This is a genomic window from Natrinema limicola JCM 13563, assembly GCF_000337475.1.
Lineage (GTDB): Archaea > Halobacteriota > Halobacteria > Halobacteriales > Natrialbaceae > Natrinema > Natrinema limicola.
In genome coordinates this window covers 204,938-220,285 of the sequence record NZ_AOIT01000034.1, presented here as the reverse complement: position 1 = coordinate 220,285, position 15,348 = coordinate 204,938, and the positions used below count along the sequence as shown (strand labels likewise).

The 15,348-nt window shown below is 61.2% G+C and carries 13 protein-coding genes and 1 tRNA gene; 9 read left to right on the top strand and 5 right to left on the bottom strand.

The features are described 5' to 3' along the window. Positions 1-42 precede the first annotated feature (42 nt). Complete coding sequence (locus C476_RS09285) at positions 43-534, bottom strand: hypothetical protein (RefSeq protein WP_152418193.1); 492 nt, start codon at positions 532-534, stop codon at positions 43-45. Between the two features lie 377 nt (positions 535-911). Here C476_RS09285 and cmk point away from each other — a divergent pair, with 377 nt between their 5' ends. From cmk to C476_RS09260, 5 genes are all read left to right on the top strand, one after another. Next, positions 912-1,523, top strand: coding sequence for a (d)CMP kinase (gene cmk, locus C476_RS09280; protein WP_008012212.1), 612 nt, complete (start codon positions 912-914; stop codon positions 1,521-1,523). Positions 1,524-2,009: 486 nt separating this feature from the next. Beyond that, positions 2,010-2,522, top strand: coding sequence for a hypothetical protein (locus C476_RS09275; RefSeq protein ID WP_008012211.1), 513 nt, complete (start codon positions 2,010-2,012; stop codon positions 2,520-2,522). Next, positions 2,515-4,101 carry a sodium/proline symporter gene (locus C476_RS09270; RefSeq protein ID WP_008012210.1) on the top strand — a complete coding sequence of 529 codons (1,587 nt, stop codon included), beginning with the start codon at positions 2,515-2,517 and terminating at the stop codon, positions 4,099-4,101. The genes C476_RS09275 and C476_RS09270 overlap by 8 nt, the downstream gene beginning before the upstream one ends. A 6-nt stretch (positions 4,102-4,107) precedes the next feature. Beyond that, positions 4,108-4,623: a hypothetical protein gene (locus C476_RS09265; protein WP_008012208.1), complete on the top strand. Its 516-nt coding sequence runs from the start codon at positions 4,108-4,110 to the stop codon at positions 4,621-4,623. A 66-nt stretch (positions 4,624-4,689) separates the two neighbouring features. Further along, complete coding sequence (locus tag C476_RS09260; RefSeq protein ID WP_008012206.1) at positions 4,690-6,333, top strand: acyl-CoA synthetase; 1,644 nt, start codon at positions 4,690-4,692, stop codon at positions 6,331-6,333. A 26-nt stretch (positions 6,334-6,359) separates the two neighbouring features. On the opposite strand, the gene guaB is transcribed toward C476_RS09260, so the two are convergent. Then, positions 6,360-7,862 carry an IMP dehydrogenase gene (gene guaB / locus C476_RS09255; RefSeq protein WP_008012204.1) on the bottom strand — a complete coding sequence of 501 codons (1,503 nt, stop codon included), beginning with the start codon at positions 7,860-7,862 and terminating at the stop codon, positions 6,360-6,362. A 498-nt stretch (positions 7,863-8,360) separates the two neighbouring features. On the opposite strand from guaB, the gene C476_RS09250 reads away from it, so the two are divergent. Together C476_RS09250 and C476_RS09245 are read left to right on the top strand one after the other, a co-directional pair. Beyond that, positions 8,361-9,251 (top strand): DUF5794 domain-containing protein, encoded by an 891-nt coding sequence (locus C476_RS09250; protein ID WP_008012201.1) that lies wholly within the window; start codon positions 8,361-8,363, stop codon positions 9,249-9,251. 57 nt (positions 9,252-9,308) lie between these two features. Beyond that, positions 9,309-9,483: transfer RNA gene (locus C476_RS09245), tRNA-Trp, on the top strand. 518 nt (positions 9,484-10,001) lie between these two features. Here the strand turns inward: C476_RS09245 and C476_RS18360 are convergent. After that, a complete protein-coding gene (locus C476_RS18360) occupies positions 10,002-10,904 on the bottom strand; it encodes a hypothetical protein (RefSeq protein ID WP_152418192.1) in 903 nt (300 codons plus the stop codon). Positions 10,905-12,068: 1,164 nt separating this feature from the next. On the opposite strand from C476_RS18360, the gene C476_RS09240 reads away from it, so the two are divergent. Next, complete coding sequence (locus tag C476_RS09240) at positions 12,069-12,464, top strand: SPW repeat domain-containing protein (RefSeq protein ID WP_008012199.1); 396 nt, start codon at positions 12,069-12,071, stop codon at positions 12,462-12,464. Between the two features lie 77 nt (positions 12,465-12,541). Here the strand turns inward: C476_RS09240 and C476_RS09235 are convergent, their stop codons facing one another. Then, a complete protein-coding gene (locus tag C476_RS09235; RefSeq protein WP_008012198.1) occupies positions 12,542-13,552 on the bottom strand; it encodes a hypothetical protein in 1,011 nt (336 codons plus the stop codon). Positions 13,553-13,682: 130 nt separating this feature from the next. Here C476_RS09235 and C476_RS09230 point away from each other — a divergent pair, with 130 nt between their 5' ends. Further along, positions 13,683-14,276: an NADPH-dependent FMN reductase gene (locus tag C476_RS09230; protein WP_008012196.1), complete on the top strand. Its 594-nt coding sequence runs from the start codon at positions 13,683-13,685 to the stop codon at positions 14,274-14,276. Positions 14,277-14,307: 31 nt separating this feature from the next. On the opposite strand, the gene C476_RS09225 is transcribed toward C476_RS09230, so the two are convergent. After that, positions 14,308-14,949 carry a hypothetical protein gene (locus tag C476_RS09225; protein ID WP_008012194.1) on the bottom strand — a complete coding sequence of 214 codons (642 nt, stop codon included), beginning with the start codon at positions 14,947-14,949 and terminating at the stop codon, positions 14,308-14,310. Positions 14,950-15,348 lie beyond the last annotated feature (399 nt).

Genomic DNA, 15,348 nt, shown 5'->3' with positions numbered 1-15,348 from the left:
AGCTGTCGGACGGCGATCGATACAATAGCGGCGAGGAACCCGTTATCGGTCGGCGACGGACTCGTTGGTGCTCGTTCCAGTGTCGCTCGAATTCGAGTCGACTGAGTCGGGTTCGGCAACCGCTCCAGACTCCTCGTCATCACGCTCGAGTTCCAGTATCAGATCGTCGTCAGTAATCCGAACGGTCACATTGTTCGTCCTCGGCGTGATTCGCTCCTCTTTAGTGAGCTGTCGAGTGCGGTCCTCCCGGTCGATCTTGGTTACACGAAAGCGTTGCTCGGTCGCCTCGAGATGCGGTGCCGTTGCCCGCTGGCCGGCCGTGATCGTGAAGCTCTCGTCGTAGGTCTGGCGGTCCGTCTCCGGCTTGAAGGCCTCGAGTGTGACGTCGTAGGGCTGGTTGGCCTCGCTATAGATTTCGACCGGAACCACCCCTCGGAAGCTCCCCTCGTAGTGTTCCTGTAGTGCCTCGACACAGCCCGAGAGCCCGACAGTGGCGACCACTCCTGCGGTTCGAAGTACCGTCCGACGGTTCACGTCCGGCGTTGAGGGGCGGACGACTGTAGGCGTTACTCTTCGAACCGACCGATAGTCGCCACTGCAAGTCATACTGCCGGACAGAACGACGTGACGATCGGTCGCGCTGCTGCGGCCGTCACCGGTGGAGACGGCCGCGAATTCACGACCGACTTCGTATTNTGACGATCGGTCGCGCTGCTGCGGCCGTCACCGGTGGAGACGGCCGCGAATTCACGACCGACTTCGTATTGACTGCTGTCCGGCAGTATCAGTACACACCTGCTCGAACGAGGGCTGTGCGATCAGTGTGTACCCAGTTTCAGTTGGTAGTATAGACCATCCCCAGTGATCGGGTGGGGCGGAACCTTTTCACGGGGGATGCAGTGACTCAACGTATGGCCACAGCAGACAGTTCGACCGACCGAATCGACACGACACTCTTTCTCACCGTCTCTGGCCCACCAGGGTGTGGGGCGACCACGCTGTGTGAGCGCCTCGCCGACGCGATGGGCTGTCCCTACGTCTCCGGTGGCGACATCTTCCGCGAACTCGCCGAAGATCGCGACATGAGTCTCAACCAACTCACCGCGAAAGCCGACGAGGACGACGAGATCGACCGCGCGTTAGACCAGCGCCTCCAGCAGATCGCCGAGAAATGGGGCACGGCAAACAAACCCTTCATCCTCGAGTCGCGGCTGGCGGGCTGGCTGGCCGGTGACCGTGCAGACATGCGGATCTGGCTCGACGCACCCAAGGAAGTCCGGCTCGACCGTATCGAGGATCGCACCGAAACCGAAGCGGAGATGCGCGTCCGCGAGGTCAGCGAAGCCGGACGCTACCAGTCGTACTACGAGATCGACATCGCCGACCGATCGTTCTACGACCTCGAGATCAACACCGCCCGCTGGAGCAAACAGGGTGTGTTCACGCTGGTTCGAGCCGCGATCGAAGAGTACGATCCCGAACTCGATGAGGGAGCGTTTCGAACCCCGTCGATAGACGTGTAAACTCGGTCGTCCGCGGTTTCTCCTGACAGCCACACTTCGTCGGCGTCGAGAGCAGCAATGCACTGTACTGCCTCGAGCGGCGTAGATGAGACGGAGACGAATCGTGGCTCCGGTAGTGAGACGGACTCCTGATACGGTTTGCTGTACCGATTTCCCGGTGCAACCGCAGGGCGGTCGCGGTTACACCGGCAATGACTGACAGTAGACCGTATGAGAGTGGGTTCCAGCGCAACGTAACCGCCCTGCGAAGTGCATCGAAGCTCGAGACAGCAGACCGTCTGATGGACGAGACCCCCACTGACCGGCGAATGATTAAAATAGGTGTTTGTATTCGCATGTGAGGTGTAGGAACATGGTAGTCACTACCAATTCTAGACGAGCCACAGATCACGACGGCTTCGTCGACGGGCCGTCTCGCTCGAGCAGGCAGGGACCGGCGTGGCACGTGGCCACGAATCACATAGTACGCGGCGGACGGAGGTGTGTATGGCACGAAATACGTTGATGACAGGGATCGCCCTCCTCGCGGCTGGGGCGCTCGTCGCCGCGAGTCTCGGGGCCTATCGCGTGTTCTCGTACGTCGCGGCGGTGTTCATCCTCGCCGTCGTTGCCTCCGCGTCGATCGAACACGACGGCTCGGCGCTCGAGCCCTATACCGGCCTCGTCGCCGGGCTTGCCGTGCTGTTCCTCGGTGGACTCACGGGGATCTGGCTGCTGTGGAGCCCGGACGTAGCGAGCTACACCTACGCACTCGGTGTGCCGAGGCCGACGCTCGTCTACTTCGCGCTCCTATGGCTCGCCCCCGCGTTCGCGGCGATCTACTACTCGGTGACGATTTTCGACCGGATCGGCAGCGATGCGGTCGTCGACGAGATCATCAGCGAGGCACGGGACCGACAGCAACGGACGAAGGTCCCGCTCGAGCCGCGGCGAATCGAGCGATCGACGAGCACGGACGGGCTCGATCGGACGGCCGACGTGGAGGGGACCGATGATTGAACGCGCGTCGCTCTCGTCGACCCTGCTGCAGTCGGGTGGCATTCCGGTCGCCGACGATCCGATCATCCTCGCCTTCGGAGCGGCATACTTGCTGATCGTCGTCCTGATCGGGGCGTGGGGCTACATGCGAACGCAGACGACCGGCGACTTCCTCATCACCGGCAAGAGCATCGGGACCTGGGTCCTCGCGATGACCGCCTTCTCGGTCATCCAGTCCGGGTTCGGCTTCGTCGGCGGCCCCGAACTCGTCTACGCGTTCGGGACGACGTCGCTGTGGATCTTCTTTACCGCACCGTTCGGATTCCTGCTGACCTGGGTCGTCCTCGCCAAACGGCTGCGCCTGCTCGCGGACATCCGGAAGGTCCTCACGCTGGCAGATGGGATGTACGTCCGCTACGAAAGCGACTGGGTCCGCGGACTCACCGGGCTGGCCGTCATCGTCGGCGTGATCGCCTATCTGGCGACGAACCTCGCAGCATTGCAGTTCGTCATGCGTGCTATTTTCGGGATTCCCGTCATCTGGGGACTGCTCGGCGGTGCCCTCATTTTGCTGCTCTACAGCATGCTCGGCGGCATGATCGCGGGCGTCTGGACCGACTTCCTGCAGGCGCTGACGATGATCACCGGCGCAGTATTCGTCTTCGCGTACGCGATGTCGTTCGGCGGCGGTATGGGAACGATCTCGAGAAACCTCGCGAGCGCCGACCCTGCGCTCGTCTCGCCGTTCGGTGCGATGGGCGAGGCGACGACGGCCGTCCTCGTCGGCATCGCGTGGTGGATTCTCTTCTCGGTCGGTGCCGCCGGCCAGCCCCACCTGATCACGAAGTTCTATATGAGCCGAAACCTCGAAATTCTGAAGTGGGGCGCGCCGATCGCCGCCCTCTCGTATGCCGTCTCGAGCCTGATCGCCTTCTCGGCGGGACTGTCGATGCGCTCGATGGTCGAAGCCGGCGAGATCGCAGAGACGTTTAGCGCAAGCGAGGTCGGCCCCGTCTTCGTCCTCGAGTACACGCCAAGCGTCGTCGCCGGGCTCATCCTCGCGGCGCTGCTCGCGGCGATCATGTCGACGAGCGACTCGTTTCTCAACATCGGCGCGGCGGCCGTCTCGAGGGACATTCCGCGGGCGCTGGGCCGCCCGATCGAGGACGACAAGACGGAGCTTCGGGTCACGCAGGTGGCGTTGGCCGGGCTGACGATCCTCTCGACGGGCGTCGTCTACTACTCCGAGGCGCTGGTTGGCATCCTCGGGACGATCGGCTGGGGCTTCTTCGCTGCGGCGTTCGTCCCGATCGCCGTCTTCGGCATGAACTGGAAGGGCGCGACGAAGTGGGGCGCGATCGCCTCGATCGTCGGTGGCCTCACCGTCAACGTCCTCTACAGCGCCATCCCGATGGCCGCAGACGTCGCGGGCTACGGCGGGCTCGCAAGCGGCATCATGGCGTTCTATCCGTTCCCCGACGCGTTCCCGGTCGGCACCGTCGCACTCCTCGTCGCCGTCGTGTTATTTATCGGCGTCTCGCTTGCGACCCAGGAGTGGGAGGAACTGCCGACCGATCTCCACCCGCTGCTCGAGCACTAACCACAAATGCCCGACCACACAGTCCCCCAGCCGGCGGTCGAACACGCCGGTGATGACCCAATGACGACCGAGACCATCATCGCGCGGCTCACCCACTGGTTTCGCCAGCGACCGAACTCACTCGAGTTCTGGGAACTGATCCTGACCGACGAACGGCTCCTCCTCTGTTTCGTCGGCGAATCCTATCGATCGCTGCTCTTGCGGGCCGATATGGGCGAACGCGATCGGGCTGCGATCGCAGACCTGCCGCCCGACGATATCGAAACGTTCGACGAGCGGAACATCGTCGTGCCGCTCGAGGCCGTAGAGAAACTCCGTCTCGTCACTGGGACGCGACTGCGCCGGGCGCGGCTCGTCGTCGGCTGGCGAGCAGGAGACGACGACATCGAGTCCAACGAGTGGACGCTGTACCAGTCGCGGACCGCGGACCCACAGCGGGAACTCGTGGCCGACCTGGCGTCGGATCCGCGACTCGAAGACGTCGACGTAACCGTCGAAACGCCACGTTTCCCCGGTCTCTAGTCCAGGCCAGTCAAGTCACTGGACCCGGCCCAACCGTTTATTTGGGACTTCGTAGTATGGCGCGGTATGGCGTGGCATGTCACATTCGATGAAGATTCGTACGACAAGGCTCGCGAGTCGTTCGAGTGGGACCTTCCAACTGACTTTAACGCGGCAACCGATCTGGTAGGGAAACATCCCGACGGCGATCGGCCGGCGCTCTTCCAGGCGTATCCGGACGGTCGCCGCGAGGCGTACACCTTCGACGACCTCGATCGGCGATCGAACGCCGTCGCCAACGCCCTCGAGTCGATGGGTGTCGACCGCGGAGACCGAGTCGCGATCGCCGTTCCACAGAAGCCGGCGAACGTCCTCACTCATCTCGCGTGCTGGAAACGGGGGGCAGTATCGCTCCCGTTGTCGGTGCTGTTCGGTGACGACGCGCTACGCTACCGGTTGCAGGATAGCGAGGCGCGGGTCGCCGTCGTCGACGCCGCCCAGTGGGAGACGATCAACGCCGTCGCACCCGACTGTCCTGCCTTAGAACACGTGCTCGTGGTCGACGGCGACCCGGAACCGACACGGATCGGTGAAACGACCGTCCAGACCTTCGAGGCAGCAGTCGAGGGACGCTCGAGCGAGTACGAGACCGTCGCGACGGATGCCGACACGCCGGCGATCGTCATGTATACGAGCGGCAGCACCGGCGAACCGAAGGGCGTTCTCCACACCCACGACCTCTGGGTCGGCCACTGTCCGGCGTTTTCGATGTACTTCGAGCGGGACGTCCGCGGCGACTCGGTCTACTGGACGCCGGCCGACTGGGCGTGGATCGGCGCGCTGGGCGACCTCGTCTTCCCCGCGTGGCACTACGGCCGGCCGGTCGTCGGCTACCCGATGGGGTCGTTCGACCCCGAAACCGCCCTCGAGCTCGCCGCGGAGTTCGACGTGACCAACGCCTTCGTTCCGCCGACGGCGATCCGGATGCTCATGGAGGTCGACGACCCCACCGAGCAGTACGACCTGTCGCTCGAGGCGATCTGTTCGGGCGGCGAACCGCTGACACGCGAGATCTTGGAGTGGGCGGACGCGGAACTCGAGGGGACTGTCATCAACGAACTGTACGGCCAGACGGAGGCGAACCTGCTGGTCACGAACTGCCGCGACTGGTTCCCCGCGAAGCCAGGGAGCATGGGGAAACCGGTTCCCGGCCACGACGTCGCGGTCATCGATCCGGACAGCGGCGACCCCGTCGACACCGGCGAGGTCGGCGAGATCGCGGTTCGACGTGGCGACGATCCCGTGATCTTCGAGGAGTACTGGAACGCACCCGAGAAGACGGCCGCGGTGACACTCGGGGAGTGGCACCGGACCGGCGACCTCGCAAAACGCGACGAGGACGGCTCCCTCTGGTTCGTCTCGCGCGACGACGATCTCATCATCACGAGCGGCTATCGCGTCGCGCCGCGGGAAGTCGAGGAAGCGATCCTCGAGCACGACGCCGTCGAACAGGTCGGCGTCGTCGGCGTGCCCGACGAGACCCGCGGCGAGATCATCAAGGCGGTCGTCCAACCGGCCGCCGGAGAGACCGGCTCGGACGGGTTACGGACTGAAATCCGGACGCTCGTTCGAGAGCGGTTGGCAGAATACGAGTATCCGCGTGCGATCGAGTTCGTCGACGAACTGCCGACGACGACGACCGGAAAGATTCGTCGAACGGAATTAGTATGACCCGCGTTGGCGTCGGCTGGCGTCCGTTACTCGCTGTCGGGCGAGTAGTTCGGCGCTTCGTCGGTGATGACGACGTCGTGGGCGTGGCTCTCAGCCTGGCCAGCCGACGAGATACGGACGAACTCCGAGCGTTCCTTGAACTCGGGGATCGTCGCCGCGCCGACATAGCCCATACCCGACTGCATGCCGCCGGCGAGCTGGTGGAGCTCGGACTGGAGCGTGCCCTTGTACGGCGTTGCGGCCTCGACGCCCTCGGGGACGTACTCGTCGTCTTCCTCGGGTTCGTCCTTGAGGTAGCGATCGCTGTCGCCGGATTTCATCGCGCCGACCGAGCCCATGCCGCGGTACTGCTTGTACTTCTTGCCGTTCATCGTGACGACGCGGCCGGGTGCCTCGTCGGTGCCGGCGAAATAGGAGCCGAGCATGACCGCGTCCGCGCCGGCGGCGATCGCCTTGATCGCATCGCCGGAGTATCGAATGCCACCGTCGGCAATCACAGGGACATCGTGTTCGGCGGCGACGTCGGCGACCTGTGCGACGGCCGTGATCTGGGGCATGCCGGCTCCCGAGACGACGCGCGTGGTACAGATCGAGCCCGGCCCGATGCCGACTTTGATCCCGTCGGCGAAATCAACGAGATCCGCGGCCGCTTCACGGGTGCCGACGTTGCCGACAACGACATCCGCGTCGACGGACTCCTTGATCTCGCGTGCGCCGTCGATAACGTTCAGGTTGTGCGCGTGTGCGGTGTCAATAAAGAGAACGTCCGCGCCGGCCTCGTCGGCGGCCTCAGCGCGGTCTTGCTCGAAGGGACTGACTGCGACGCCACAGCGGAGTCGGCCGTCCTCGTCGCGGACTGCCTCCTGGTACTCGCGGCGCTGGAGGATACCCTGCATCGTCACGAGGCCCACCAGCAGGTTCTCGTCGTCGACGACCGGTACGCGCTCAATCTTGTGCTCGTACATCAGATCGAACGCGTCGCGAGCGTCGATGTCCTCGTGGGCCGTGATGACTTCATCGGTCATCGCTTCCGTCACCGGGTCGTCCTCGTTGACCTCGAGGTGGGGCCGGATGTCCGTACTCGAGATGATCCCCAGCACCTCGCCATTGGTGTTGACGACGGGTGCGCCGCCGACGCCCTGCCGGGCCATCAGGTTGTCGACCTCGCGGACGCTCATCTCGGGGTCGGCAGTGACGACATCCTCGAGGGGGATGATGAGCTCGTCAGCGCTTTTGACGCGCTCGATCTCCTCGACCATCTCGTCGACGTTCATGTTGCGATGGAGGACGCCAAGGCCGCCGTGGCGGGCCATCGCGATCGCCATGCCGCTTTCGGTGACGGTGTCCATCGCCGCCGAGAGAATCGGAACCGAGACCTCGACGGTTTTCGAGACTCGCGAGGTGAGGTCGGCGTCATCGGGTTCGACACGACTCTCCTTCGGCCGAAGAAGGACGTCATCGAACGTTAGCGCTTCCGGTACCTGTAGCTTCGAAGAATAGGGCTCGTGCTCGGGAACGTCGTTCGCCATGTAAACTGTCCGGCGTCTCGAGGGAAAAGCGTTGCGAGATAAAACTCGGGTGTGAACGGTTGTCGGCCCCCTCAGTGGGCGATTCGCTCATCTATGGTATTCGTTGATATGGCTCGTGATATTCGTTCGAATGCAACGGTCATCCTTCCGGCGACCACGCCACCAGGTGCACACATTCGTACCACAGCAGGTGGTTTTTGTACGAACCTGTCCGATATCCCCATCACACTACCGAGTCGTGGAACTGTATCACACACAACGTTTATTGACGATCCCGTCCTCAATTGAGGTATGTACGCTGTGAGTGCATCCACTGCCCGAACTGCTGGCCGGACGAGCTTCGACTCCGTCGCCACCGTTGCGTTCGGGAATTTTACACCGAAACTCACAGCGAATGGCCAGAAACCCAAATCGATCGAGCGATGTGCGGATCGATCGGTCTGGGATCGGCATTCATATCGCCCACTGGCCTCGGGTCATGGCCATCGGCCCTGACCGATGAGTACGTCACAGCACCCGGTCGCGCTCCAGATGGAGCGCATCGTCGGCGGTGACGCGAGACTGCTCGCGCTAGTGATGATGCTCCCGTTAGTCGACGGTGTCTTCCCCGCGTTGATCTTAGCCGGTGCACTCGACGATCCGCTGGGCGCGATTCAGGTCGGCCTGTTGATCTTCGGTGGGAGTGCCACCGTCGCCGTCATCCTCGCGGAGATGGACGGCACTCCCCGCGAGCAGGCTGCCGTCGTCATGCTCGTTGGGGTCCCGCTGATCCTGCTGGCAGCCGTCCAGGCCGCGCTCGCGCCGACCTTCGAGAGCCTCATCGACATCGCCATCTTCGAACGGTTCGCGGCGCTTGTGATCGCCGCCATCGCGGCCAAAACCGCCAGCGCGACCATCGGCGACTACCTCCCCAACCCCGTCGTCGTCATCGGGCTGGGACTGGTCGCCAGCATCGATCCGACCGGCCTGACGGTGCAGGTGATGACCGATCCCGTCCTCGTCGCCAACGCGACGCTGGCCGCGGCCATCGGCGTCGCCTTCGCGCTGACGATCGCGCTCACCGGTCCCTACCTCCGGCGGTACATGGACATCGATCGGTTCCGCTTCGGCAGCGCCGTCGCGCTGGGCCTGCTCCCGCTGTCCCTGCTCGGGATGGCCTTCGGACAGGCCCCGCTCGCCGCGTTGCTCGTCGCCGCCGTCTTCGCCGTCGACCTGCCGCTGGGCGGAGCCGACTCGGAGGCGGAACCGAACGCAGCCGCCAAGCTCAGTGCGTTGCCCGACGGTGGGGACGACACGGCCTCGAGCGAACTCGAGCCGTCGGTCGTGGAAGTCGAAGACGATCCGGACGACGAGACGACGGACACCCCGGGTCGGGCCCCGTGGCTGTAGTGCGGTTTCGGTCCGAATCGAAACCACTTTAGGGGCGATCCCCCAACAGGATGACGAGGGGTCGTGGCCAAGCCAGGCATGGCGACTGACTCCAGAGGCACCGCGCCCGGGACGACACTCCAGACTGATATACTGATCGGACACCTGATCAGTGTCCGTGTGATGACCCTCTGGAGTTCCGAGGCGCACCGGAGATATCAGTCGATCGGGGGTTCAAATCCCTCCGACCCCATACTTCTGCCGCGAGCAAATCCGCGAGCGGCAGGTATGTGATTCGGCAGATTTGAACGAGACTGAAGGGCCTGCGACCAACGGGAGCAGGTTCTCAGGCGTTGTTCAAATCGCTCCGACCCAGTTTCTCGAGTCAAATACATTCACGAGCCGTGAGTATTGGAAAGCAGGGTTGAACCAAGGCGGAGTGTGCTCCGTTCGGGTTCAAACAGAACAGCAATAGTCCGTTCAGTACGGTGTCGATCGCATGAGGTTGTATTCTATCGGTGACTGTCCAGCTTTGGTTGTAGCCCGCCGCTCGAGGGCGCGGGGTCGCCACCGCGATCGCACCGCAACGCCTGCGGGGCCGGTTTGCACTGTGCTCGAACGCCCGTGGCGGGTATCGCCACGGCGACAGCGCCAAAAATTACAGCGCCCTACCCTCTACCTTCGCACGAAAATCTCCAGTTGAAGCACACGAAACAGAGGTCGTTAATGTTAGAATGGAATTGTCTGCCCCTTTTCATGAAGTATAGAATACTAATTTATGTTATTTAGTATATCTCTTGTCTGGTTTATACGATCGAGGACAGTTTCAATATCATCTCTATCGTGGACCAATGTTCTGTTAGCATGCATAATCTTATTTCTAAGTTCATTTATACTTCCCAACTTCTTCTGACACTGTGTTTTTGAACTGAATCCACATTCAGATACAAAGCTATCATCGGAAGCTTGTATTACTTGACTCATTTCTGTTAAAGTCATGTACTCTGCTATATGAATGTCTAATCCACGTTGTTTACTCTTTTGCCAGTTTCCAATTGTAGAAGCACGCAGTTGTGGATATAGATCTTTTTCAGATTGATGCTCATTTTCGATCTTCTTAGATAGTGTGTCTGCTAGTTCTGCAATCACTGGGTAGAGCTGCTCTTTTGATCTTCTTCTATTTAAGTCAGCTAAGGTTATTATTTGATAAGCTGGTTTATCCAATTCTTCTTCGGCTACCAATGGATGCTCTTCTTCTAACTCTCTCGCAGTTAGCCATTCTTGTTCATCATCCCATGTATCTGATTCAGATGGATGGAAGTCATCTGATCCAGGTCCGGACATTGATACCCGACTAAAACCACTGAAATCATCACCCGAACCATCTATTGAAAAATAGGTCCCAACGTGATTTTCAATCCACAAAAATGGAAAGTTAGCTAGTTTTTCAAGTACGGATACAATATCCTCATCCGCATCAATATATTGACCGGGATCAAAATCTTTCAGAACTCCTTCTTCTCGGTCGTAGTACCTCTCTGAATCTGGAATTGGTATATATGTATACGAGTTCTCAATATAGTGTTCTAGATTATCGCCATAGTTTTCTAAATTCTCAAAGTCAGCCTTTGACGCGATATCTGTTGCTTTAGTCTGTTCGAGTGTGACAGTCATGGTTGCTGATAATCTTGTGCCTATTTTATCTTTGCGCCATTAGTTCTTTTTCAAATACCATCTATTTTTTCTCTCATTTAATCACTGCCCACTCATCTAGGATTGCACGCCAACAGAATCCAATCCCCGAATCTGCACACGAGCCGCGACTCGTCGTGTGCACACCTCGAGCCAAGCCATCAGCTAAACACCCGGTCGTGGCTGGCTGATCGACCTGTGTCACCGGGTGTGGGCCATTCAGTACGGCGAACCAACGCGGAATTCGAGAGTCGTGTGTCCAAGCATGCAACTCAGGACCGACGGCGAGTACGCGTCCCGACGGGGCACGATCGACGGGCCACTGGCTTTGCCGACTGTAACACGACGAACGCAGTGGTGAGTGCCTGCGACAATGGGTCGAGGTTCGTCCAGGTCGCTGTCAGGTCCTCGAGCGCGATGCGTGCACCTGCAGTGGCGACGATAGCCGCAGTTTTAACTACGAATCGTACGTTACCGTAGAAACGCCGGCAAAGGGCCGACGCCAGCACACTCATTGCCCAAATGGTGTTTTTGCTGGTATCTGTGCTGAGATCGTCGCGCAGATGGATGATCGTGGAACGATCTCAGGTACAGCGAGGATATGTGGCTAGATCGACCGTGCCTCGCCATCTGAGTCTTATAGCTGGTATATAGTAGTCTATTGCCTGTCTGAAAATATGGTGTATAGGAGAGCACCGCTGCCGAATTAGAACCAAGATTGTTGTCCTTCTCCAGCACCCGCTACTGGCTCCCCGGCTGCTCGCTCGTTGCCCATCCGGAACGCCATGAGTCCGTCCGCTTGGTGTCCATGTATGTGGACTCGAGTCTACNCCCGCTACTGGCTCCCCGGCTGCTCGCTCGTTGCCCATCCGGAACGCCATGAGTCCGTCCGCTTGGTGTCCATGTATGTGGACTCGAGTCTACGTCGTCCGAGCCGCGTTGCTGCAAGCTGTACTGTCGGACAGCAGTCAATACGAAGTCGGTCGCGGATTCGCGGCCGTCTCCACCGGTGACGGCCGCAGCAGAGCGCCCGATCGTCACGTCGTTCTGTCCGGCAGTATGAGCTCCGTGGTAACACATAATTACGTAGTAAAGACATGGTGTGCGAAACCCCCCTTCATTACGAAGCACGTGGTAGACGCGCGTATGAGCCGAACCCGATCCGCGGACGATTCGTCAGTACTGGTCCAGCGAACGGCCGGGTTGACGGCGGTGCTCGGCGCGTTCGTCATGGTGTCGACGGTCATCTTCACGATTACCGATTTCATGGGGATTCAGAACGTCCCCGTCGGCGCGGCGGTGGCGTTTCTCGCGGCGTTTCAGGCCTACCGAACCAACGAGCGCCGATCACCGAGTATCGTCATCGCGGCCGTCGTCGCCGTGCTGGGAATCTGGATCGTCGCGGCACCGTTCGTTCTCGGCGCTGACCGTGCGCTGGTGGTCGGGGTCAACGGTGTCGCCGGTGTGCTGATCGTGATTCTGTCCCTCGTCGGGGCGTACGGCAGCCGCCAGTTATCGACGACCGCATCGGCCAGCGCATAGGATCGATTTTCCGGCACCCCGTTCGAGATACAGGACACAGCCATCCCACAGCGTGCCATCCGACAGCGATCCCAGCGTCAGACGACGAAGAAAACGCCGATCGCAACGAGGATGAACGCCGCTTTCAGACAGACGTTGACGACGATCACTTTCGTCCCGAACGACGCTCCCCAGATGCCGTACTGAAACGGGATCGAGCGCTTGACCGTCCCGATCGTCAGCGAGATCAGGCTGCCGACCAGCAGCGTGATCACCGTCTCCTCGGGTGTCAACACGTCCCCGATCAGTGGCGCGACAGTGATCGCGCCGGTCGTCGGATCGACCAGTGAAACGAGGATCACCGGTATCGCCGCGCCTGGTAGCCCCAACAGGCCGGCGACCGACTCGAGCACTACACCCGGTTCGTCGAGGCCGACGGACGCGAACACGGCGAGAACCGGGTCCACGTACTCGAGGATCCGATCCGAGTACTCGAGTGCGACAAAAACGAGCGAATAGACGATCGCAAGCCGGGGGACGATCGAGCGCAGGCGATCAGCGGTGTTTTCGGCAGCTGTCCGCAGTTTCTCGCGGTTCGTCTGCGAGTCTTCGTCGGGCGTGTCGGGGTCGATGGAATTGCCGTCGTAGTCGTCATCCCGGAGCAAGACGGCACCGGCGAGCAAGCCGACGAGCGTGATGCCAAGCGAGATGCCGGCCCGTGCGCCGACGTACATGAGGCCGACCTGTAGTCCGAGGATCGGGATCAGAACGGGCCCGTAGTAGGTGAAGATGTGCTGGATGAATCCGAAGAAGGTGTTGATGATGACGGCGATCAGCGTGGCCCGGTCGTCGAGCAGGCCGTCCTCGCGAAACTCCGCGAGCATCCCGTAGCCGGCGGTCACCGAGACCGCGTTCGTAAGAACTGCGGTGCCGACTTCCGGGGGGAGGTTCGCCGGCTCCGTGAGATAGTGGCCGACGCGGGCGACGAGTTTGACGAGCCCGTACTCCACCGCGAGGTTGGCCAGGCCGACACCCACTCCGATCAGGAGCGTAATCGTCAGCACGCGCGGAAGCGCCTCCTCGAGCAAGACGGTGAGCAGCGACTGCACAGCACTCGGTTCGAATTCAGTAGAGAAAGGGCCTCCGAATCGAGCGATCGCTGCCGACTGCCGGGCGCTGAACCCCATATATCAGTCTCCCTTCAGATCGCTTTTCTTGTCGCCTGTCGACAGGACAGCTATGAGCGACAGTGACGTTCACGTAGCTGCACTCTGTGGCAGTCTCCGCGATGGCAGCTATACTCGGATCGCACTCGAGCAGGCGCTCTCGGCCGCCGAACAGGCTGGTGGGACGACCGAACTGATCGATCTCCGTGAGTACGAGTTGCCGATTTTCGATGCGGACCGCGATCGTGTGGATGCGGGCGACGCAGATGCACTTGCGGCTCGCGTTCGCGCGGCCGATACGATCCTGCTCGGCTCGCCGATGTATCATGGCTCGTTTTCCTCGCCGCTGAAGACCGCACTCGACTACTGTGGGTTCGACGAGTTCGAGGACAAGACTGTCGGCTTGCTTGCCGTCTCTGGGGGAGCCTTTCCCGTGACGGCCGTAGAGCATATGCGGTCGGTCTGTCGTGCACTGAACGCATGGGTCATCCCACACGAGGCGGCGATCCCGAACGCCAGTGACGCCATCGATAACGGGACGTTCGTCGATCCAAAACTCGAGACGCGGGTGACGACGCTTGGCAGGCGGGCAGTCCAGTACGCGGCGATCGAGCCGGATCCGGACTCATTCGAAAGCGACCAGAACGTGGGCGCACAGGGGAAGTGATACCTCTCACGTGATAGATCGTGACCGCACGTCAGGGATCGAGAAGGCGCTGAAACCGGCGCTGATGAGCGAGGAACGCGAAGAGGCCAAAGGCGAATACGCCGAGGTGGATGGCTCCGATCCGAAGGACGATCGTCGTCGAGCCAAGCGAGTACGGCGACGAAGAGATCACCCAGTCGGTAAACCAGACGGTCGCGAGCAGTATCGATGCGCCAGCGGCGAGCAACAGCCCCGGAACGGCCAGTGCGAACGACCAGCGATCGGTCGGCTGTCTGAAGGTGTGTCGCTCGAGGACGAACTGACCGGTGAGCATGCCAGCGAATACGACGGCTGCGACAGCGACACCGAGCGACTCGCCGATCAGTTCGGCCACGAGCAGCCAGACGATCCAGCCAGCCGTGAGCGAAACTGTCACGCCGAGTTGTTGTGGCTGCAGGCGTGCTCCGAGATCGCTGACCGTCACTCCAAAGATTGTCGTTCTGAGCAATGAACCACAGAAGAGCACGCCAAGCCCTGCGAGCGCGGTCGTTGTCGTCCGCGAGCCGACGACGAGGCCGAACCAGCACCCGACCGCGACCGTTTCGACGGCCGCCGCAGAGAGTGCGGCAGTGACGCCGACGACACGACGGCGTGTCGTTCGGCCGAGGACCTCGGGCTGGCGGAGGACACTCATGTGTGAACCCTCTCGGGGATCCCCTTCGTTATGGAAGGCATTCCACAGCACTGCCGCATGATCGACGTGCCGAGGTAGTCTTATAGGGTGGGAAGAGCCGGGTTTACCGATCACTGACACGGTCCAGCGAGCGATGGCTGCGTTCCGCTGACTCACGAGCGTTGGCTCCTTTATATATTTTTGTTCGTACACGCGCGTATGACTCCCTCGAGTGCTGTCAACAACCGAATACGGCCGGAAATGCGAATCGCTGATCGGCTCTCGAGTCGATTCTTGACCGATGATCGCGCCGCCGGGTGACGCCGACCAGCCCCGACCGCTTACGCACGATCGCTCGTCGCCGGGAAACCGGCTGTTATATCGCCCGGTTTCTCGAGTAGTTCATGCATACGAGCCGAC